The organism is Mesorhizobium sp. WSM1293 (genome assembly GCF_000513875.1).
Classification (GTDB): domain Bacteria; phylum Pseudomonadota; class Alphaproteobacteria; order Rhizobiales; family Rhizobiaceae; genus Mesorhizobium; species Mesorhizobium ciceri.
This window is the reverse complement of record NZ_AZUV01000011.1, coordinates 117,084-137,313: the sequence shown is the minus strand read 5'-3', so window position 1 is coordinate 137,313 and position 20,230 is coordinate 117,084. Positions and strand designations below refer to the sequence as shown.

The following is a 20,230-nucleotide window of genomic DNA, read 5'->3' as shown; positions in this document are numbered from 1 at the left end:
AGCGTCGCGCTTCAACCCGCCCCGCGGACGGTCTACACAGGGCAAACAATTGGGCATCGCGTGTCGAATTATCCGTTTTCCTACAAGCTGTCCTGGCTGCCGCGTTTCCTGAAGCCGTCACTGGCCGGCGACGCTCAAGACTTTGCGCCGATGGCCGGGACGCTGATGGATCCACCGCCGAAGCAAGCGGTGCGGCTTGCCTTTGTCGGCGACATCTCGGCGGTGGCCAACCGCAGCGCGCCGGATTGCGATCCGGCGATCAAGGCGCTGCTCGGCGCTGCCGATCTGGTGATCGGCAATTGCGAAAGCCCTGTTGTGGACAGGCCAAGCGCGGTGCTGGGCACAAGGCTCGGCACGCATCATGCGATGAGCGAGCCGTTCCTGGCCGAGGCGCTGACGGCGGTTGGTGTTGCGCGCGAAAAACTCGTGCTGTCGCTGGCCAACAACCATGTGCTGGATCAGGGCATCGCCGGTTTCGACGAGACAATCGCGGCGTTGCTGCGGCTCGGCATCCGCACGATCGGCCTGGCCGACGGTCCGGTTGTGCCGATTCAGGTTGGATCGCTTGATATCGGCTTCGCCGCCTTCACGCTGTGGCGGAACGCCGATGAAAAACTGTTTGCCGGGCGCGTTTCGATGGACAGCGATCCGGCGAACTGGCCACCCGCTGGCTTGGACCTTCTCTGCGCCGTGCCGCATTGGGACTGGGAGTTCCGACATTTTCCGCGCGACGGGACGCGAGCGCTGGCCAGGCGGCTGGCCGGGCAGGGCGTCAGGCTGATCGCCGGCCATCATGCCCATGTCGTGCAGCCGGTGGAAAAGATTGACGGGACGATCGTCGCCTATGGGCTCGGCGATTTCCTCGGTACCGCCTTTGCCCGGCAGCCATGGCCGGGCCGCATCGGCTCTATCCTCGTTGTCGATGTCAGTGCCGATGCCGGTACGCGCGGCAGGATCGCGTCTTACCGGATGCATCCCTTCATGCGCCTGCGCGCTGGCGACCACGAGCGGCTGGTGTTGGTGGAGGCTTTGGAGGGCCGAATGCGTGACAGGGTCGCGGAGCGACTGAAAGCGGTCTTCCCTTCTCCACCAACCGATGAAGGCGTTCCCGCTTAACCATCTGGCGGCCCTTGCAAAACCAACTATCATGCTCCCGCAGAGGCAGGCTTGCGGGGGTAGCGGTGGAATCAGCGGATTTCATGCCGAGCGAAACGGTCATCGCCGGCATCCGAAAAGACATCGAGGCCTATGAAGCGGCGAGGGCTTCGGCGGTCCGGCAGGTGCGCTGGCGGGTGCCGGTGTTCGTGGGGCTGGTGCTGGTGGCCGTGGTGCTGGTCGCCTGGCTGTTCAACAAGGTCGCCGACCCCAACGAGCAATGGGTCTCGACGCCGCATGTATTTCTCTATGTGATCGGCTTCGCGGCTTCGATCCTGCTCTATTTCCAGGCCAGGAAACCGGCGACGCGGCTGCAGCAATCGTTCCGCGAGACGCTGCTGCCGATCATATTCGGCTTCATCGCCGACATGCGCTACCAGCATGGCGTGACGCCGAATTCCTTCGACCGGTTGCCGCGCACGGCGGTTGGTCCGTTCAACCGGCAGGCGTTCGACGACATCGTGGCGGGCCGCTATGAGGGGTTTCCGTTCGAGCTGTACGAGGCGCATCTGCGGGAAGGGTCGGGCAAGGGCTCCTCGACCGCCTTCCAGGGCGTCATCGTCGCTTTCGAGACCATCGCGCCGTTTCCCGGCATATTGGTGGCGACGCGGCGGACCAACGCGGTGATCAGCTTCTTTCGCGGCATATTTGCCAGCAAGCTGCAAGAGCTGTCCAGCGGCGATGCTTTGCTCGATGCCGCCTACGAGTTCCGCACCGACAATCTCGGGGCGGCACAGCCATTGGTGAGCGGCCGGCTGGCGCAGGCGCTGAAATGGCTTGGCGAAACCTGGCCGGACGACCCAGCCCGCGTCGCGCTCAACGGCAGCGATGGTTTCCTACTGTTGCCGCAGACGAAGAACTTCTTCGAGCTGCCGGATATTTCGGTGCCGCTCGACTACAGCAGGCATGTCGCGCCGATGATATCGGACATGGGCGCGATGCTGGCGACGGCGGCACTTGTGCGCAAGATCGGCGCGAAGGACGAAGCGGGTTGATCGGGCTGCGCTTTCAGCACTCGAAGCCGTATTTGTCACGCATGTAGTCCGCCTCTTCTTTCGACATTTTGTTGAACATGACGCACACGGTGAAGCTGCCGACCTGACGTCCGCCGCGTGTGTATCCCCAGTCGGAAATATCGTCCCTGGTGAATTCTATGTTCTGGCCGAGGACGACGTTGTGCACTTCCTCCGGCTGGTTTGCCAATATGCCGACAAATCCGGTTTCGGTGCGGCGGAACGGTATGACCCAGAAGTGTTCGGTGACGTTGCCGTCCCGTACCTTGACCTTCAATTTGAACCTCTCTGTGTCGGCGGGAGGCGCCTCGGACAGTGCCAGGAAGTCGTCCAGGCTGGCGAGCGCCTGCGCGGTCGCCGCTGCCATCTCTGGGTCGCCGGGAGTGAAGATAATTGTTTTGTCGTCGCCCGGATCCGTGGCTTGTGCGCCGGCCAATCCTGGAGCAAGCGCCAGCATCAGGGACATCGCAGTCCGGACTGCAAGCTTCATGGAAGGCCCCCCTTCATGTCAACGGTCGACACCATTCCGCATTCGAAGTCGGTTTGCAACCGTAGCGCGAGTTTGATCAGCGTTGGCGTGGCGGTTTTTGAACTGATCCGCGAAACAAAATGTGTATCGACGATCGGTCAGCGCTCTGTTTCGTGATGCCGCCCGAGATGGATTGCGGCGGCTGCGTGGTGATCGAAAGCCGCCCGTCACAATCGGCCAAGTGACTCTTTTCGCGGACAGAAGTGCGTTCATTGGGGGAGCCGAAGCGGCCTGAAATGATCTAGGTCGCAGATAATGTGTCGGAATTAAGCCTATGATATTGTTTGCGAAAATTCACCCAATGTGATTTGCGGAGGGTGCGCTTTCCGTCCAGTTTCAGGCCGTCCGGTGCTGTCGTTTCCCAAGGCGGCGGTCCGGAAAAGTGAAACAGCACGGAGTGCTTACCAATGAAGAAGACCCTCGCAACCTCCGCTGCTCTGCTCGCCTTCCTCGGCACCGCCTATGCCGCGACCGTTCAGGGCACCATCCAGGCCGTCGACCCGACGACCAAGTCGATCACCCTCGACGACGGCAAGATCTACCAGCTGTCGCCCGAAGCGACGATCGGGAAACTGAAGGTCGGCGCCAAGGTGGCGGTGACCGTCGATGACAAGACCGGCATCGTGACGTCGATCAAGAAGGCCTCGTAAGGCGAGGGCATCGTGCGTCGGCAGACCTGCTGACGCAATTTCAGACCCTGTTCCATTCTGGCCGGTCCTCCGGGGACCGGCCATTTCGTGCCCTTCACCCTCGACGCCAGGCAAACCGCCGTCCCGGGGGCGCCGCTATGGTTTTTGCCAAAGAGCCGCGCTATCCCTTGGCCAGCGGGGGATAGTCATGGCCGACGAGCAAAAAGGGTTTCGCCTGTCGCGGCGATTGCTGCTGGGTGCGGCTGTCGTCGGCGGCGCGGTGCTGTGGGGCGGCAACACGGTGGCGCGGCTGGCACGCGGACCTTCGGGGCCGAAGAACGCAGGACGGATAGCCGATATAGACGGCTTCGCGCTGCCTCTGAAGCCGCTGGACAATGCGCCGGCCTTCGATGCGTCACTGCCCTGGTCGGCAAAGGGTGGTGACATCAACGATGCCAGCGGCCTGTCGATGACGCCGGTCTACGGCGTGGTCGAGGTCAGCGGGGACGAGCACATCGCCAAGGCCCTGGCCTTCGCGCGTGCCAATGGGCTGAAAATATCGCTGGCCGCCATCCGCCATTCCATGGGCGGGCATGCCTTCGACGACAACGCGCTGGTGCTCGACCTCAGAAAGTTCAACAGGGTCACCGTCGATGCGGCGGCCAAGACCATGACCTTGCAGCCGGGCGCGCGCTGGCATGACATCCAGAACCTTCTGCATCCGCACTTCGCGGTGAAGGCGATGCAGTCGACCGACATCTTCTCGGTCGGCGGTTCGCTGTCGGTCAATGCGCATGGCATGGACCACCAGGCGGGTTCGGTGGCGGGCTCGATCCGCTCGATGCGGGTGATGCTGGCCGACGGTTCGGTGACGACCTGCTCGCCGACCGAGAACACCGATCTGTTCCGCCACGTCGTCGGCGGTTACGGCCTGTTCGGCGTGGTGCTGGAGGCGACGCTCGATATCGTCGACAACGCCGTCTACCGCACCTCGCGCGAAATCATCAAATCGGACGATTTTCCGGAATTCTTCGCCAAGGTGCTGGAGCCGAACAAGGATATCGGCCTGTTCTACGGCCATCTGTCGACGGCGCCCGGCAATTTCCTCGAGGACATGATCGTCTACCGTTACGACAAGGTGGCCGAGCGGCCGCCGGCCGATCAGCCCGAGATCGGCGAGCCGGGATCGGTCGGGTTGAAGCGGGTGATCATCAACCTGGCGAAATGGGGCAGCCTGTTCCAGGAATTGAAGTGGTTCACCGAAAAGACGCTGGAGCCAAAATTCGAAAGCTGCACGGTGGCGCGCACCTCGGCCATGGCCGAGGGCGAGGCCTGTCTCGTCACCCGCAACAACCCGATGCACGATTCGGTGCCCTATCTGTTCAACGATCAGATGGAAGAGACCGACATCCTGCACGAATATTTTATTCCGCGTGCCGCCTATGTCGAATTCATCGCGGAAGCGCGCGAGATCCTGCGCAAGCAGACGCTGCCGGTGCTCAATGCTTCGGTGCGCATCGTCCACAGGGAGGATGTGGCGCTGACCTACGCGCCGGAGCCGGCCTATTCGCTGGTGCTCTACGTCAACCAGCCGACCGATGCCGACGGCAATGCCAGGATGCGGGCGCTGACGCGGGCGCTGATCGACGTGACGATCAAGCATGGCGGGCGCTTCTTCCTGCCTTACCAGCTGCATTATACGGCCAGGGAATTGCTGGCCTCCTATCCCGAACTGCCGGCCTTCCTGGCGGCGAAGCGGCAGTATGACCCGACGGAACTGTTTTCCTCGACCTTCTACCGTGCCATCAAGGCGCTGAGCGGGGTGTCGTAAGAAGCAGGAGAACAGCCATGCGGATGGTATCGGCGGCGGCACTCATCCTCATCGCGCTGTGCGCTGGCCCTGCCGGAGGCGAGGATCTCAAGGCCTTCAAGCTGACCATCGACGGCGTGACGGTCGATATCGATCCCGGCGAGAGCGCCGATGTGACGCTGCCCGGCGGCAAGCAGAGCAAGGTGACGCTCGCGCGCAACGACTTCGCTACCTTTTCCGGCAGCGATTTTTCCTTCGTCCACCCCAGCGGCATTTCGGTGACCAAGACCGATCTCGGCGATGACATCACGCAGTATCTGATGGCCTCGGCGCTGGGCACGATTGTCGTCGTGCAGGAGTATGGCGCCATGAATCCGGTGTCGCTCAACCAATTGATGCTGCAGGAGATGACCAGGGAATCGGTGCAGGCCGGCGCCAAGCTGACGCAGGGGCCGACCACGCGCAAACTCGCCGACGGCAAGGAATTGACCGGGATCCGGGCCGAGGTGAAGACACGCACCGACACCGCCGATTTCGAGATCGTCGGCTTCGGCCTGGCCGATCGGGGGCTGCTGTTCATCACCCGCATTGCCGGCGAGGATGCAGCGACCGAAAAGCCGCTTGTCGACAAGTTCTGGCAGAGCCTGAAAGTCAGGTTCAGGCCGGACTAGGATCGTGTCTCAGTTTGGATTTCGGCTGGGGTTTTGCGTAACGGCGGCTCAAGTTATTCTGAAGACCCCGGGTTGGAGATCCTGCAGCATGGCGAAGCTCATTTTCAGAATGAACCAGTCACTCGACGGCTATGTCGACCACCAGAAAATGCCGTCGGGCCCGACGATCTTTCGTCACTGGATAGAGCAAGTGCGCAATTTGAGCGGCAGTGTGTACGGTCGCGGCATGTACGAGGTCATGCGCTATTGGGACGAAGATAGTCCTGAGTGGAGCGCGGAGGCGCATGAATTCGCGGCGGCGTGGCGGAGCCAACCGAAGTGGGTTGTGTCGCGCTCTCTGAAGTCGGCCGGCCCTAACGCAACACTTGTCGCGGATGACGTCGAGGCGGTGATACGCGGGCTTAAGGCTAAGCTCGTCGGGGAGATTTCAGTTTCTGGACCAGGCCTGGCACGAAGCCTGACCGACCTTGGTCTTGTAGATGCGTACCAACTCTACCTCCATCCGTTCGTGCTTGGTCATGGCAAGCCATTCTTCGCCGGCCCCCGGCCGCCGCTTCGCTTTGTGGCCAGCGATTTGATTGGCGACGACGTGATCAGGTTGACCTATGTGCCTGCCTGATCACGCGGTCGTCGAACCGAGACGCCAGCGGGCCTACAGCCCCTTCGGCATCAGGCCAGCCAGCCAGTTCACAGAGCGCTTCGCGGCGTCGGCGGTTGCCGAGGCGGCGCGGCCGAGATCGGTCTTAACCACGGCGTAGCCGTTCTTGGTGCGATAGAGCACACCGGTTCCGCCATCGACCACCTGTTCATAGGCGACGGGCCGGGCGGCGTCGGCTTCCATGGCGGTCGTCGGCGAACCGACCGAGACGCTCGGCCGGTGGCTGAGTTCCGGCGGCAGCGGGCTTTCGGTTCTGACGACGCGGCTGGCGGGCTTCAGTTCCGGGCGCGATGCGGTCGCGGCCAGTTGCGAGGAGGACGACGAACCCTTCGTGCGGCAAATGCCGGAGACGAGCGGATAGTTGAAATTGCGCTCGTGCAGCATCTGGCTCTTCATCGCGGCTTCGCACTCGGCGACGGTCGACCATTTGGCCGGCGTCTCGCCGATATATTCGCAAAGCTTGGCGTCGCAGTCGCAGCCGACAATGGTCATGGCGACAAGGGCGGTCTTGATCACGGTCTTGTCCCTTCGAGATGCCCCCCGGCAGCCCTTCCATTTCTTCCCATTCCTTCGCGCGCGAACAAGGCGGGATTTGGCCGCGATTGTGGAATGGGCGTGGCGGAGCCCAGGAAATGCCTAATCTTGGCCGGGCGTGACCGAAAGGCCTCAGTAATCGTAGACGTGTTCGAGCCTGGCGCCGGACTTGATCAGCGCCGGCAGCACGACATGCAGTTTGCGCACGGCAACGATCATGCCGGTGCGGCGCGTGGATTGATCGGCCGGCAGCGGATAGCTGAACAGGATGCGCATGCCTTCGGGAACGGCGATCGTATCGGTGGAGAGCACCGTGACCATGATCTCGTCATTGCCGCCGATCTCGACGAAGGAGACGCCCTTGTCGATCAGGCGCGGGATCATTTCGGTGAAGACCTGATAGCGCCTGGTGACGAAGACGGTGCCGTCAGCGCCCATGTCGCGTTCGAGCAAGGTGTCGGGCTCGTTGCGCGTGGCTTCGCCGACGGATCCCTTGGCCCAGACATGGATGTCGAGCAAGGCGGGGTCCATTGTGGCGGCGAGGGCTTTTTTTATCAGGTCGGCATAGCCCTGCTTGATGGTGTCGGCGAGGCCGAACGCCAGCTTGCGTTCGCTGGTGCGGATCGAGCTGTCGCCCGGCGCCGGCTGCACGGCAAACAGACCGGCACGCTTGTCGGCATAGGGGAACTGATACCACGGCACCTGGTCGAGAAACGCGGCATAGTCCGCCGCCACCTTGGCCTGATAAATGTCGGCGGCGGTGCGCTTGGCCGTCGTCGCCTCGGTGATGCGGCCGACCGTGTTCTCATAGGCCCACTGCAATATATGCTCGATCGAGTGGCTGGTGCCGATGATGACCAGCATCTGGTGGTTGGCGTAGTTGAACTTGTAGGGAGCGCTGGCGCGGATCACCATGGCGTAGTCCTGCCAGAAGCGGCCGATATAGGACCAGTAGGGGAAGCCGCTCGGTTGCTCCTTGTCGACGAAGCCGGCATATTCGCGCGCGGCGTAGACGATCGCCCATTCCGGATAGGTCAGGAAGGTCGATTCCTCCGGCCGCTGGTAACCCGGAATCTCGGCGCGGACCTTGTCGGCCAGCGCCTTGGGCGGGGCGCCGTCGGCAATGCCGGGCAGCGGCGTCTTGTCGAGCGACGACGTCGTCAGGAAGCCGTAGCTCAGCCCGGCGATCGGGATGAGGATGACGATGACGATCAGCCAGAGGATCGTCTTGATGAGGCGCTTCAGCCAGCGGAACAGGAACATGCCTGGTCAGGCCGTGGCGAAGTGGTCGTGTACGCGCCTGGCCAGCCGGAAGCCGACATAGACGGCGAAGCCGCCAATGACGATGTGCGGCAGGTTGGCGAAGAAGCGGGCCGGGAATTCGATATCGTTGAGAGAGCGGAAGCCGTTGATGAAGATACCGGCGTCGAGGCAGCCGGAACCGGTGACCAGCCCGAGCACGCCGTCGAACAGGTAGACCGAGCCGAACAGCTTGAAATAGAACACTGCCTGGCGGTGGGAGATGAAGGCGGCGGCCAGCGCCCAGACGCCGGAGAAGGCGTGCAGCAGGTCGTCGTACCATTGCAGCGAGAACAGGCCGAACAGATTGCCGTCGGCATCGTTGAAGGCCGGTATGTAGCCGATGGCGACGACGCCGAAGAACAGGAAAGCGTAGGCAACGGCAAGCTTCTGGACGAGCGTCATGAAGTATCCCCCTTCTACAAGCCCATTTGTAAACGCTACTCTGCCGGCCGCCTGACGCGGTTTTCTGCGCTTCCGATGCTCACGGACCCAAAGGTCCGCTACGCTTCGGTTCTCGAAAACCACGCCATCCGACTCGGCAGAGCGCGTTTTCAAACGGGCTCTGACCAGGCGATACTAACCGATTTTAGCGCGTGGAGAAGCGGCGCTCGCAAGATCGCCGCCAAAGGGCATCGGGGGGCCAAAAAGACAGTCGGCGCCGGGATTTCTCCCAGCGCCTCCCTGTCAGATCAGGACACGGTCGCGGCAGCAACTTCCGTAAAGTCGTCGCGCCTTGCCGGCCTTGATTTTGACGGTCCTGCCAGTCCGCCGCCCGAGAGCAGCGTCCGTTCGGGACCACGCCGGACTCCACCCTTGCGAGCTTTGCCCTGCGCACCATCGAAGGTTTTTGCCGTCCTTCATGGCAGCATCGGTCCGCCGTCGGCGTTGGCACGCTTTCCGCGGCCCCGTAGGTCTCGGCTCCGTCCCTCGAAACAGGCAAGCCTGCTCTCGCTTCGGGCCGTACGGGCCTCAGGAAATCCGCCTTTCACTTCGCCTTTCGGCTTGATGATCGGTAGCCGCCTGAGATGGGTTTAACGTACGCCGAGTAAGGGTCCTGGGGAATGGCCGCTGCCCTGTGGATAGCGGGATTACCGGGGATCGTTAGCCACAAACCGGGGAATTCGAGCGCCGGCTGCTTTAGACAGCCCGCCCGCTTTTTTGCGTACGAGCCGACAGCGCCCCTTGCTCCGCCGGTGGTCGCGGGCTTCAATGCCGGCAAAGGATCGGACCTGCATGTCCGGCGCCGGGGAGGGCGGGTATTTTGAAAGTCGGAGTGGTTCTCAACCCGATTTCCGGTGGCGGCCGGCTGAAACGGCATTGGCCTGATGTTGCCGTGTCGCTGAAAAAGCATTTCGGCGAATTCGAGCTGCGCGAAACGCAGGCCGAAGGCGATGCCGAAAGGCTGGCAATCGATCTCGCAATGATTGGCTTCGATCTGGTGATTGCGGCCGGCGGTGACGGCACCGCCAGCGAAGTGGCCGACGGGCTTCTGCAGGCGGCCCAGGAGAGCGGCCGGATCACTGAACTTGGCCTGTTGCCGTGCGGCACCGGCATCGATTTCGCGCGCGGGCTCGGCCTGCCGAAAGAGGTGGATGCCGTGCTGAAGCGGTTGGCCGAAGCCAAGGGCCGCAAGGTCGATGCCGGGCGCATCGGCTACATCGACGATCACGGCGCGCTGGCCAGCCGGCACTTCATCAACATCGCCAGTCTGGGACTTTCCGGCGCCACCGACCGCGCCGTCAATGCCGACAAGCGCAAGGGCAGGATGTCGGCCAAGGCACTGTTCCTGTGGCGCACCGTGGTGGAGTTCATCCGCTACCGTTTTCAGGACGTCAGGATCACGGTCGACGACGGCGCACCCGTCGAAGCGCGCATGGCGCTGGTGGCGGTCGCCAATGGAAAGTTCTTCGGCGGCGGCATGATGATCGCGCCGGATGCGGAAATCACCGACGGGCAGTTCGACATCGTCATCCTGCGCGCCGCCGGCAAGCTGAAGCTGATCTGGGACATCCGGCTGCTCTATGGCGGCCGGCACCGCAACCATCCGGCGATCACCATCCTGCGCGGCAGGAAAGTGGTGGTCGAGCCGCTCGGCGATGCGTCAGAGAATGGCGCGCTGGTCGATATAGACGGCGAGTCGCCGGGACGCATACCCGCGACCTTCGAGATCCTGCCGGGTGCATTGACGCTCAGAGACTGAATCAAGCCGTTGACAGATTGATTCAGATGAATCCGCCCATCAATCCAACGTCCTGAAATCGCTTGATAACTGGCTGATGTCAGAGTTCCAGCTTGGCCGGAAACCCGGGCGCGCGCAGGTCGGTATCGACGGCATCCTCGAGCAATTTGACGATCTGGGTGGACCAGGCGCTGCCGCCATATTCCTGTTTGCCCATCTGGAAAATCTCACTCACAAGCGGCGCCAGTTGGAGCGGCAGTCTGAATTCCCTGCCCATCGCCAGCGCGAAGCCGAGGTCCTTCAGCGCCAGGTCCATGGTGAAGCCGATGTCGTAGGAGCCGTTCAAGATGAGCTGGCTTTCGGTCTCATGGACGAAGCTGTTGCCGGAGGAGGCTGAGATGGCATGGTAGGACTGGGCGAGGTCGAGCCCGCCCTGTTTCGCCAGCATCAGCGCCTCGCCGGCGGCGACGAGATGGATGAAGGCGAGCATGTTGGTGATCACCTTGATCACCGCCGCCGAGCCGACCGGACCCATCAGGAACGACTTTGCGCACATCGCCTCGATGGCCGGCCGATGACGTTCGTAGAGCGCTGGATCGCCGCCGACCAGCGCGGTGATCTTGCCAGCCGCCGCCAGATGCACGCCACCGGTGACCGGGCATTCCAGCGTCTCGACGCCCCTGGCCGAGGCGAGGGCCGCAAGGCGAAGAATCTCGTCGCGGCCGTTGGTGGACATCTCGATCCAGGTGCCGTCTTGGGGTAGGCCCTCCAGCAATCCGCCGGGTCCGGCCAGCACCGCTTCGCTGACCTTGGGCGAAGGCAGGCACGTGATGGCATTGCCGGCCCGGGCGGCGGCCTCGGCCGGGCTGCTCGCGGCAGTGGCGCCGAGCGCCACCAGGCGCTCGACGGCGGCCGGATCGCGGTCGAAGACGGTGACGGCAAAGCCGTTGCGGATCAGGCTGGCGGCAAGGTTGCCGCCGAGATGGCCAAGGCCGATGAAGGCGTAGCTCTCGCTCACGGCATCAGCGGGGTCTGCATCATCTGCAGATGCAGGTCGTTGCCCGTATAGGGATGCGCGTCGCAGACCGCTTCGTTCAATTCGACGCCGAGGCCGGGCTCCCTCGAGGGGATGACATTGCCGTCCTGCCACTCGATCTTCTTCTTCAAGAGCGTGGCGTGGAAACCGTCCCACTGCTTCAGCGATTCCAGGATGAGGAAGTTGGGCAGCGTCACCGCCAGCTGGATGTTGGCCGCACCGACGATCGGCCCGCAATAGCAGTGAGGGGCGACCTGGATGTGGTAGGCCTCGGCCATCGCCGCGATCTTCTTGGTTTCGAGAATGCCGCCGGAGCGGCCAAGGTCCGGCTGCAGGATGGTCGCGGCGCGGTTCTCGATGACGCGGGCGAACTCGAACTTGGTGGTCAGCCGTTCGCCGGTGGCGATCGGGATCGAGGTCGCGCGGGCCACTTGCGCCATGACTTCGGGCATGTCAGGCGGCACCGGCTCCTCGAACCACAAGGGATCATAGGGCTCGATGGCGCGCGCCATGCGCAGCGCGCCGGACGCTGTGAACTGGCCGTGCGTGCCAAACAGGATGTCGGCGCGGGTGCCGACCGCCTCGCGGATCGCCTTGATCATGCGGGTGGACAGGTCGATATCGACAAGACGTGGCTGGTGGCCGTCGAAGGCGGTGTAGGGGCCGGCCGGGTCCAGTTTGACGGCGTTGAACCCCTGTTCGACATATTCGAGCGCGCAGGCGGCGGCGAGATCGGGGTCGTTGTAGACGTTCTTGCCGTGCGCATCCTCGGAGTGGACGCTGCCGGTGTGCGGATAAAGATAGGTGTAGGAACGCAGCGTTTCGTGCACCTGGCCGCCGAGCAGTTTGTAGACCGGCTTGTCGGCCTCCTTGCCGATGATGTCCCAGCAGGCCATTTCCAGCGCCGAGAAGCAGCCCATGCCTGACACGTCGGGCCGCTGGGTGAAGCCGGACGAATAGGCGCGGCGGAAGAAGTTCTCGATGTCGTGCGGATCGCGGCCGACGAGATAGCGCTCGGCCATGTCCTCGACCATCCGGGCGGTAACATGGGCGGAGAAGGTGGCGTTGTAGGCCTCGCCATAGCCGACCACGCCGCCATCGGTGGTCAACTTGACGAAGATGAAATACTTGCCGCCGATGCCGGGCGGCGGATTGTCGACAACCCAGGTCTTGACGTCGGTGATCTTCATTTTTGGTCCTCCAGAACCAGTTCGGCGCCCTTCCAACCGGTCATGATCGAGGCGGCGTTGGTGTTGCCGGTGATGTTGTCGGGGAAGATCGAGGCGTCGATGACGCGCAGGCCGTCGATGCCGTGCACCTTGAGACGCGGGTCGACGACGGCGCGCGCCGGATCGGGCCCCATGCGGCAGGTCGAGACCGGATGATAGACGGTGCCCGAGCGCTTCCTGAAATCCTGAATCAGGTCTGCATCGGAAGTGATTGACGGGCCTGGCAAAACCTCTTCCTCGATGATCTCGGCCATGGCAGGCATCGAGGCGATCTTGCGGACGAATTTCACCGCCGCCAGCATCTCCTCGACATCGGCATTGGTGGAGTAGGCATTGGCCGTTATCCTGGGGTACTCGCGCGGGTTGGCCGAGCGGATCATGATCTCGCCACGGCTCGACGGGCGGCAGTTGGACAGGCCGATGGAAAAGCCCGGCCATGGGTCGGGCGTCAGGATCGGGCGCTCGCCGCTCTTGGGAATGACGGTCGAGAATGCCTGGAAATAGAGCTGCATGTTGGGCCGCGTCGCCGCCGGGTCGGTGCGGAAGAAGCCACCGGCATTGTTCATCGACAGCGACAGCGGGCCCGAACGGGTCAGGATATATTGCATGCCGACCAGCAGCTTGCCCCACCAGGGACGCAGCGTCTGGTTGAGCGTCGGCAGCTTGCCCTTGAAGGTGTAGTTGATGCCGACATGATCCTGCAGATGCGCGCCGACATTCTCGTTGGCGTGGACCATCCGGATGCCCAGGCCTTTCAGCAGCGCGGAAGGCCCGACGCCGGACAGCTGCAGCAATTGCGGCGAGTTGACCGAGCCGCCCGACAGGATGACTTCGCGACCGGCACGCGCCGACTTCGTCTCGCCGTTCTGCTGGTATTCGACACCGACGGCGCGCTTGCCCTCGAACAGCACCCTGGTCGCCAGCGCCTTCATCTCGACGCGGACGTTGGCGCGCTTCATCGCCGGGCGCAGGAAAGCGCGCGCCGCCGACATGCGGCGGCCGTTGCGGGTCGAGATCTGGTAGACGCCGACGCCTTCCTGGGCAGCGCCGTTGAAATCCGGGTTGAAGGGCAAGCCGGCCTGCTGGCCGGCGGCGAGATAGCGTTTGGTCAGCGGGTGGACGGCGCCCGAACAGTCTGTGACATGCAGCGGGCCGCCGACGCCGCGCCATTGGTCCGCGCCGGCTTGGTTGTCCTCGAGCGCCTTGAAGGCGGGCAGCAGATCGTCATAGCCCCAGCCGGGATTGCCGGCGGCGGCCCAGGCATCGAAATCCTCGCGCGCGCCCCTGATCCAGACCATGGCGTTGATCGAGCTCGAACCGCCGAGCAGCTTGCCGCGCGGCCAGTGGTCGGCATTGCCGGCGAGCCCCGGGTCCGGCTCGGCCTTGTAGTTCCAGTTGACGTCGGGATCGAAGAAGGTCTTGCCGTAGCCGAGCGGCATCTGCACGTAGAAGCGGCGGTCGCTGCCGCCGGCCTCCAGCACCAGCACCGAGAAGCGCCCCGAGGCCGACAGTTTTTCAGCCAGGACCGAGCCGGCCGAGCCGGAGCCGACGATGATGAAATCATAGGTCTGCATGATGGAAATGGGAGGCTCCGAAAAATTGGCTGCAGCCTAGACGCGACGGCATTCCGAAGTCGCCGCGCCATCCGGCATCAGTTGTGAAAAAAGCGACCGTCGAACCGATCAGGTTTGCGGGGATTCCCGACAATCGCGCTTGATATCTATCGTCCCGACAGCCTATGCGATGGCACTATCTTGGCGCATAACTTTTCGGAATTATGCTCTGGCCACTCTGCGGAAGGCAGGAAATCATATGCGGACCCTCCCTGACGCGTTCATTCCCGAACTGCCGGGCCACTACAGCGGCAAGGTCCGCGAAAACTACGATCTGGCGGATGGCCGGCGCATCATCATCGCCACCGACCGGCTCAGTGCCTTCGACATCATCCTGACCTCGATCCCCTACAAGGGCGAGATACTGACCCAGACGGCGCGCTACTGGTTCGAGGAAACCGCCGATATCTGTCCGAACCATGTTCTCGAATACCCCGACCCGAACGTCGTCGTCGGCACAAGGCTCGACATCCTGCCGGTCGAGATCGTCGTGCGCGGCTATCTGGCGGGAACCACCAGCACCTCGATCCTGACTCGCTACAAGCGCGGTGACCGTGACATGTACGGCATCCGCCTGGCGGATGGCCTGCGCGACAATGAAAGACTGGCGGAGCCGATCATCACGCCGACCAGCAAGGCCGCGCATGGCGGCCATGACGAACCGCTGTCCAAAGCGGAGATTATCGAGCAGGGCCTGCTTACGCCAGCGCAGTGGGACACCGTGTCGGACTACGCCTTGCGGCTGTTCGGCTGCGGCCAGCAGCGCGCCGCGGAACGCGGCCTGATCCTCGCCGACACGAAGTACGAATTCGGCACCGACAAGGATGGGACCATCATTCTTGCCGATGAAATCCACACCCCGGACAGCAGCCGGTATTGGATCGCATCGAGTTACGAACAGGCGCTCGCCAGCGGCAGCCGGCCGGAGAGTTTCGACAAGGATTTCATCCGCTCGTGGGTCTCGGCGCGCTGCGATCCCTATAGCGACCCGATCCCCAAAATACCCGACGAGATCGTCGAACAGGCCTCGCGGGTTTACGCGCAGGCTTATGAGGCGATCACCGGCAAGGAATTCTCGCCGGACCTTTCCGGGGACAGCGTGCTCGATCGTATTCGCACGAACCTCAGGCGCTATTTCTGATCAACCTTTGCCGGGCGTTGGCTGACGGTGCATCAAACGAAAAACCCGCCTGTGCGGCGGGTCACTGGCGCAAATCAGCACCATAGGCAAAAATGTACCATAGCTGAGGTCACCGAGTCAAGAAAAAATTCCTATCGGGAGAAGCTCCGGGGCCTCGTGGCCATGCCGTGGCGCGTTGACCTTCGGGCGCCGTGACGATACGGGATCGAGGGCAGCCGGTCTCGAAGGATTTCTCGCATGGTGCACTACGCTGAAGGACGGCCGCTTGGCGATCTGACGCTGCGCACCCTGGCCATGCCTTCGGACGCCAATGCGGCCGGCGACATTTTCGGCGGCTGGGTGATGGCGCAGATGGACCTGGCCTGCGGCATCCGCGCCGCCGAGCGCGCCAAGGGCCGCGTGGTGACGGCGGCGGTGAAGGAGATGTCGTTCGCCAAGGCGATGAAGATCGGCGACACGCTGTGCATCTACACCCATGTCGAGCGCGTCGGCCGCACCTCGATGACGCTCAAGGTCGAGGCCTGGGCGCAGCGCTACCTCTCCGACCTGATGGAGAAGGTCACCCATGCCGATTTCGTCATGGTGGCGCTGGATGGCGAGGGCAAACCGAAAGCGGTTCCCGCCGAAGGCTGACGCAAGCCGAAAAATCAGAACCGCACTTGCATCGTGGCGCGGACGCCCTGATCGGCCGCTTTCGTCCCGAACTGGCCGGAGTAGCTGATCCCCAGCGTGGTGCTGTCGGCGATCCGGAAATCGAGCCCGGCTCCGACGATGGCTGTATCCCTGGCGATCGGCGCGCCGGCAATGGTGAAGAGGTCGCCACCGGCGAAGGCCATGTCCGCGGTCGGCGTGGTGTCGCCGAAGGCATGACGCCAGCCGAGCGTACCCTGCGCGCTTGCCTGCACCCCGCCGAGGTCGAAGCCGGCCGAGGCACGGAGGCCCAGCGTGGTGAAGGTGGTCTCGGTGGTCGAGGCAGCGGATGTGAGTGCGGCGGCGCCACCCTTTTCCGTGAAGCCGTCGGTGTGCAGGTTGACATAGGCGAGACCGGCGAAGGGCTCGAAGGCAGCCATGCGCGTCTCGACGCGATAGCCGGCCTCGCCGAAGACCTGCGCGGTGCCGGCATCGTATTTCGCCGTCAGCGCATCGGCGAAGCCTGGAACGACGACGTTGCGGCTGGTGTCGATCCGGTTCCAGCTGTAGGCGACGCCGCCGCGCAGGCCCAGGCCGTCCCACTGTCCACCGCCATAAAGGCCGATGTGATAGCTGTCGCTGGAGCCGGACGAGGCACGATCGTCGACGTCGAAACTGGCGTGGCTGTAGCCGGTCAGCATGCCGACCCGCCAGGCTTCGCCGATCGCGGTGTCGCCGCCGGCGAGGAAGCCGCCAGTGGAGCGGTCGAGGCCGGCGGCATTGCCGTCGCCGCTCGCCGTGCCCCAGGAGCCGAAAGCTTGCCCCCACACGACGAAACGGCTGGTATCAGCCTCGACCAGCTCCGGGCCGCCCTCGCCATAAGCCATCACTGGCATGGCGGGAGCGGCAACGTCGCCCATGGCCGCCCGGACGCGGGCGGTTGCGGCATCGGCGACGAAGCGGCTGTCCTCGATCAGCATCCCCTTGGCCGACGCATGAACCTCGCCCGACGCGGCATCCAGCGCCAGGCGCGCGGCATCCTCGTCGGTCATCAGCAGCATGGTCCGTGCAAGCGCATTGCCTTCGCCGAGCCGATCGAGCGCTCCGGCGGTCGCGACCTGGTTGCGGGTGGTGGCGACGTTGGCGACCGCGACGTCGTTGCGCGCCAGGGTGAGGGTGATGTCGTTGCCGTCGCCGCCCTGGTAGTTGAGGAGATGGTCGAGGAAGAGAAGGTCGTTGAGATCGCCGACGGAGGCGAAGGTACCGGCGACATCGGCCGCGCCATTGTTCTGGATGATCGTGTACGGCCCGTTGAGCAGGTTCCAGCTCTCGGCCGTCGCCGGCGTCAGGACCAGGTTCAGCGTCGCGCCCGATATGTCGACCGTGCCGCCGACGATCAGTCTGTCGGCGCCGGCCGGGGTCGCCTCGACTTCGAATATGCCGTGGTTGACATAGTTGCCGCCGACCGTCTGCACGCCGATGGAATTGCCGACGCCATGCGTGCCGAGGATGGTGACATTGCCGCCAATGGTGCCGATGCCGCCAAGGCGCGCGCCGGAATCGACCGTGACATCGCCGGCGAGGCTCGCTGTGCCATGGCCGTCGTCGCCGACCACCAGCGTTCCCATGCCGACCGTGGTCAGGCCCGCATAGCTGTTCTGTCCGTTGAGCGTCAGCTTGCCCGTGCCGGTCTTTGTCAGGGAGCCGTTTCCGGAAATGGTGCCGCCGATGACGTCGTCATGGCCGAGCGAGCCGAGCGAAAGCTGTGGCGCCAGCTGTGAATCGTCGATTTGTATGGCCCCATCGCCCGACAGCGAGCCGACATCGAGCACCGAGTCCTGGTCCCGGAAGCGCACCAGCACGCTGCCGCCGGCGCCGTTGAGGATGGTTGCGTGCGCCGCCTGCGATGCCTGCTGGAAATCGAGCGTGCCGCCGGCCTCATTGACCAGCGTTGCCGCTCCGCCGTCCGAATGTCCGTAAAAAGTGGTCGAGCCGCCATTCCTGTTGGTTATCGTGGCGTCTCCGGCGGAGGAGAATTCATTGCTCGAATAATCGTCGTCGAAGGTCGTCCTGCTGAAATAATACGGTATGCCCAGCCCGTCATTGACGATCGTCGCCTGGTCCGCGCTTGCCCCCGTGAAGGCGATGAAACCGCCGCCCTGGTTGGTGATGCTGGCTGTGCCGGCATCGGTTCCGGTGCCGAAATTGAGCCCGCCATAGCCGTCCTGCGCCAGGACGATGGTGGCCGCGCCGGCGGTCGCATTGCCCTGGAAGTTGAGGTCGCCCCGGCCGACGGTGATCGAGAGGTCCTGGGCGCTGACTGGATTGGCGGCATCGGTTCCGGAGAAATAGAGTTTTGGCCAACCGGAGCCGCTTCCGTCGGCGTCCACACGGACAGGCCCGCTGCCGAGCCCGCCCGTTGCTTCCACCACGGTTGCTCCGCCGCCGATGATCGTCCCGCCGCTATAGCTGTTGGCGGAAGTCAGGTGCAGCGTTCCTCTGCCGGTCGTCGACAGCGAGCCCGCGCCGTTGATGTCGCCATTGGCGGAATCGATGAAAAGCCCTTTGCCGGCGCCGACATCGAAGGTGCCGCCATTGGCGCCCAGGGTGATGCCGCGGCTCATATAGAGCGATAGCGCGACGGGCGTTACTTTCAATGTGCCGCCGTCCAGCGTCAGCGCTCCCGCCGCATCGCCAAGGGCCGCATCACGGCTGATGCTCAACGTCCCGCTGTTGACGAAGGTGCCGCCCGAATAGGTGTTGGTGCCGGTCAGCGTCAGGGTTCCGGCGCCGAGCTTGGTGAGCCCTCCTTGGCCCGTCAGTGCCTGGCTCACGGTGAAGGTGTTGGCGCTGTCGGCAATGTCGAAGCTGCCGCCGCCGGGGCCCCAGTTGATCGTGCGGGTGGTGGACTTGAACGAGGTGCCGGTCACTTGCAGCACGCCGCCGTTGAATGTCAGGGCGCCTGAGGCCGCTCCGAGATTGGCGTCCGACGACACCGACAATGTGCCCTGATCGATGGTCCACGACGTCACCGCGTTGGTGCTGCCGGTCAGGGTCCATGCGCCGGTGCCGGTCTTTTCGTAAATTCCGAAACCCTGGTATTGCTGTCCGACGCCTGAGACGTCGAAGCTGCTGTCGACGTTCCCGCCGAGCCTCAACGTGTCGTCGGCGCTGAAGGCCTCCACAGTGCCGCTGATCGCCGAGCCGGCGCGCAGCTCCAGCGTATTGGCACCGCCGGTAAACTGGATCGCATCCGCCTGTGGGCCGCCGCCGTCGATCGAGAATCCACCAGCGAGGGTGCCGCTGTTGGTCACGGTGAGATCGGCGCCGACAATGCCGACCCCGCCGGATCCGGCGAGGTAGCGTGGATCGCCATAGCCGCTGGCGCCGCCCGTGCCGCCCTGCACGGTGCCGCTGTTCTCGATCGTGCCGCCACCCGACATGACGATGCCGCCGCCGCCGACGCCACCGCTACCGTCGGTGCAGCCACAGCCATTCGCGATGCCGCCGCCGCCACCACCGCCACCGGAAATGGTGCCACTGTTGGTCAGGACAATATGGGCACCAGAGAACATGGCGCCGTCGCCGCCGTCGCCGCCGTTGCCATTGATACTGCCGCCGCCGCCGCCGCCGCCGCCAACCAGACGACCGCCGCTGTTGACGAGAGAAGCATTGTCTGCTGATGAGGCGAGGCCATTGCCGCCATTGCCGCCGACGCCGCTTGGGTCTCCGCCGTCGCTTCGGCCACCGCCGCCGCCGCCGCCGCCTGTTATGGAGTCGCCATCGTTGATCAAGGTGGTAGCGGAATTGCCGACGCCACCGTCGCCACCGTCGACGCCGGGGGAGCCGCCGGTTCCGCCGGAGCCGGCCACACTGCCATCGCTGCCGCTGCCGCCATTGCCCGCTATCGCTCCGTTGCCGCCGGTTCCCGATGTGCCTGCGCCGTTCCCGCCACCACCCTGGCCGCCGCCGTTGCCGCCATTCCCGCCGGTGCCGTCGGCCATGGCGGGGCTCCAGGCCAGGGTGGCCAGCAGGCAGCCCGCGCGGGCGGTCGAGCGCAGCAGGCCGCACTTCGAGATGGCAATTCCTGTCAAGGCCAGG

17 protein-coding genes are annotated in these 20,230 nt (G+C 64.1%); 9 read left to right on the top strand and 8 right to left on the bottom strand.

What is annotated here, in order from left to right; genetic code table 11:
* Positions 1-60: 60 nt before the first annotated feature.
* Together M729_RS0115645 and M729_RS0115640 are read left to right on the top strand one after the other, a co-directional pair.
* Positions 61-1,116: a CapA family protein gene (locus tag M729_RS0115645; RefSeq protein WP_027162140.1), complete on the top strand. Its 1,056-nt coding sequence runs from the start codon at positions 61-63 to the stop codon at positions 1,114-1,116.
* Positions 1,117-1,199: 83 nt separating this feature from the next.
* Entirely contained in the window at positions 1,200-2,150 is a 951-nt protein-coding gene (locus tag M729_RS0115640) for a DUF3137 domain-containing protein (protein ID WP_164747158.1), read from the top strand.
* A gap of 13 nt (positions 2,151-2,163) precedes the next feature.
* On the opposite strand, the gene M729_RS0115635 is transcribed toward M729_RS0115640, so the two are convergent.
* Positions 2,164-2,634, bottom strand: a complete 471-nt coding sequence (locus tag M729_RS0115635; RefSeq protein ID WP_224621473.1) for a DUF2314 domain-containing protein — start codon at positions 2,632-2,634, stop codon at positions 2,164-2,166.
* 470 nt (positions 2,635-3,104) lie between these two features.
* On the opposite strand from M729_RS0115635, the gene M729_RS0115625 reads away from it, so the two are divergent.
* From M729_RS0115625 to M729_RS0115610, 4 genes are all read left to right on the top strand, one after another.
* Entirely contained in the window at positions 3,105-3,347 is a 243-nt protein-coding gene (locus M729_RS0115625; protein ID WP_027162139.1) for a DUF1344 domain-containing protein, read from the top strand.
* A gap of 187 nt (positions 3,348-3,534) precedes the next feature.
* A complete protein-coding gene (locus tag M729_RS0115620) occupies positions 3,535-5,157 on the top strand; it encodes an FAD-binding oxidoreductase (RefSeq protein ID WP_027162138.1) in 1,623 nt (540 codons plus the stop codon).
* Between the two features lie 17 nt (positions 5,158-5,174).
* Positions 5,175-5,807, top strand: coding sequence for a hypothetical protein (locus M729_RS0115615; protein WP_024504178.1), 633 nt, complete (start codon positions 5,175-5,177; stop codon positions 5,805-5,807).
* Between the two features lie 88 nt (positions 5,808-5,895).
* On the top strand, positions 5,896-6,426 hold the full coding sequence (locus M729_RS0115610) for a dihydrofolate reductase family protein (RefSeq protein ID WP_027162137.1): 531 nt from the start codon (positions 5,896-5,898) through the stop codon (positions 6,424-6,426).
* 33 nt (positions 6,427-6,459) lie between these two features.
* Here the strand turns inward: M729_RS0115610 and M729_RS0115605 are convergent, their stop codons facing one another.
* The 3 genes from M729_RS0115605 to M729_RS0115595 all read right to left on the bottom strand — a co-directional run bounded on the left by M729_RS0115605 (position 6,460) and on the right by M729_RS0115595 (position 8,703).
* Positions 6,460-6,981, bottom strand: a complete 522-nt coding sequence (locus tag M729_RS0115605) for a hypothetical protein (protein ID WP_013530041.1) — start codon at positions 6,979-6,981, stop codon at positions 6,460-6,462.
* 150 nt (positions 6,982-7,131) lie between these two features.
* Positions 7,132-8,262, bottom strand: coding sequence for a hypothetical protein (locus tag M729_RS0115600; protein ID WP_027162136.1), 1,131 nt, complete (start codon positions 8,260-8,262; stop codon positions 7,132-7,134).
* 6 nt (positions 8,263-8,268) lie between these two features.
* Entirely contained in the window at positions 8,269-8,703 is a 435-nt protein-coding gene (locus tag M729_RS0115595; RefSeq protein WP_013530043.1) for a DUF4383 domain-containing protein, read from the bottom strand.
* Positions 8,704-9,562: 859 nt separating this feature from the next.
* Between M729_RS0115595 and M729_RS0115590 the strand changes: the two genes are divergently transcribed.
* The gene (locus M729_RS0115590; RefSeq protein WP_027162135.1) at positions 9,563-10,501 is read left to right on the top strand and encodes a diacylglycerol kinase family protein; all 939 of its coding nucleotides are present in this window, start codon (positions 9,563-9,565) and stop codon (positions 10,499-10,501) included.
* Between the two features lie 79 nt (positions 10,502-10,580).
* Here the strand turns inward: M729_RS0115590 and M729_RS0115585 are convergent, their stop codons facing one another.
* The 3 genes from M729_RS0115585 to M729_RS0115575 are packed head-to-tail and all read right to left on the bottom strand — an operon-like array spanning position 10,581 to position 14,319.
* Positions 10,581-11,498: an NAD(P)-dependent oxidoreductase gene (locus M729_RS0115585; protein WP_027162134.1), complete on the bottom strand. Its 918-nt coding sequence runs from the start codon at positions 11,496-11,498 to the stop codon at positions 10,581-10,583.
* Positions 11,495-12,706, bottom strand: coding sequence for a mandelate racemase/muconate lactonizing enzyme family protein (locus tag M729_RS0115580; RefSeq protein WP_027162133.1), 1,212 nt, complete (start codon positions 12,704-12,706; stop codon positions 11,495-11,497). The genes M729_RS0115585 and M729_RS0115580 overlap by 4 nt, the downstream gene beginning before the upstream one ends.
* Positions 12,703-14,319: a GMC family oxidoreductase N-terminal domain-containing protein gene (locus M729_RS0115575; RefSeq protein WP_027162132.1), complete on the bottom strand. Its 1,617-nt coding sequence runs from the start codon at positions 14,317-14,319 to the stop codon at positions 12,703-12,705. The genes M729_RS0115580 and M729_RS0115575 overlap by 4 nt, the downstream gene beginning before the upstream one ends.
* A 238-nt stretch (positions 14,320-14,557) precedes the next feature.
* Here M729_RS0115575 and M729_RS0115570 point away from each other — a divergent pair, with 238 nt between their 5' ends.
* Both M729_RS0115570 and M729_RS0115565 read left to right on the top strand, forming a co-directional pair.
* Positions 14,558-15,499 (top strand): phosphoribosylaminoimidazolesuccinocarboxamide synthase, encoded by a 942-nt coding sequence (locus M729_RS0115570; RefSeq protein ID WP_027162131.1) that lies wholly within the window; start codon positions 14,558-14,560, stop codon positions 15,497-15,499.
* A 237-nt stretch (positions 15,500-15,736) separates the two neighbouring features.
* Positions 15,737-16,132: an acyl-CoA thioesterase gene (locus M729_RS0115565; RefSeq protein WP_024504171.1), complete on the top strand. Its 396-nt coding sequence runs from the start codon at positions 15,737-15,739 to the stop codon at positions 16,130-16,132.
* Positions 16,133-16,146: 14 nt separating this feature from the next.
* Here M729_RS0115565 and M729_RS1000000136525 read toward each other — a convergent pair whose 3' ends face one another.
* Positions 16,147-20,223, bottom strand: a complete 4,077-nt coding sequence (locus M729_RS1000000136525) for an autotransporter domain-containing protein (protein ID WP_050596269.1) — start codon at positions 20,221-20,223, stop codon at positions 16,147-16,149.
* Positions 20,224-20,230 lie beyond the last annotated feature (7 nt).

Coding starts and splice junctions, on each gene's coding strand:
- M729_RS0115580 (WP_027162133.1), bottom strand. CDS start 12,706: ATGAAGATCACCGACGTCAAGACCTGGGTTGTCGACAATCCGCCGCCC.
- M729_RS0115565 (WP_024504171.1), top strand. CDS start 15,737: ATGGTGCACTACGCTGAAGGACGGCCGCTTGGCGATCTGACGCTGCGC.
- M729_RS0115595 (WP_013530043.1), bottom strand. CDS start 8,703: ATGACGCTCGTCCAGAAGCTTGCCGTTGCCTACGCTTTCCTGTTCTTC.
- M729_RS0115625 (WP_027162139.1), top strand. CDS start 3,105: ATGAAGAAGACCCTCGCAACCTCCGCTGCTCTGCTCGCCTTCCTCGGC.
- M729_RS0115570 (WP_027162131.1), top strand. CDS start 14,558: ATGCGGACCCTCCCTGACGCGTTCATTCCCGAACTGCCGGGCCACTAC.
- M729_RS0115615 (WP_024504178.1), top strand. CDS start 5,175: ATGCGGATGGTATCGGCGGCGGCACTCATCCTCATCGCGCTGTGCGCT.
- M729_RS0115620 (WP_027162138.1), top strand. CDS start 3,535: ATGGCCGACGAGCAAAAAGGGTTTCGCCTGTCGCGGCGATTGCTGCTG.
- M729_RS0115635 (WP_224621473.1), bottom strand. CDS start 2,634: ATGTCCCTGATGCTGGCGCTTGCTCCAGGATTGGCCGGCGCACAAGCC.
- M729_RS0115600 (WP_027162136.1), bottom strand. CDS start 8,262: ATGTTCCTGTTCCGCTGGCTGAAGCGCCTCATCAAGACGATCCTCTGG.
- M729_RS0115575 (WP_027162132.1), bottom strand. CDS start 14,319: ATGCAGACCTATGATTTCATCATCGTCGGCTCCGGCTCGGCCGGCTCG.
- M729_RS0115610 (WP_027162137.1), top strand. CDS start 5,896: ATGGCGAAGCTCATTTTCAGAATGAACCAGTCACTCGACGGCTATGTC.
- M729_RS0115640 (WP_164747158.1), top strand. CDS start 1,200: ATGCCGAGCGAAACGGTCATCGCCGGCATCCGAAAAGACATCGAGGCC.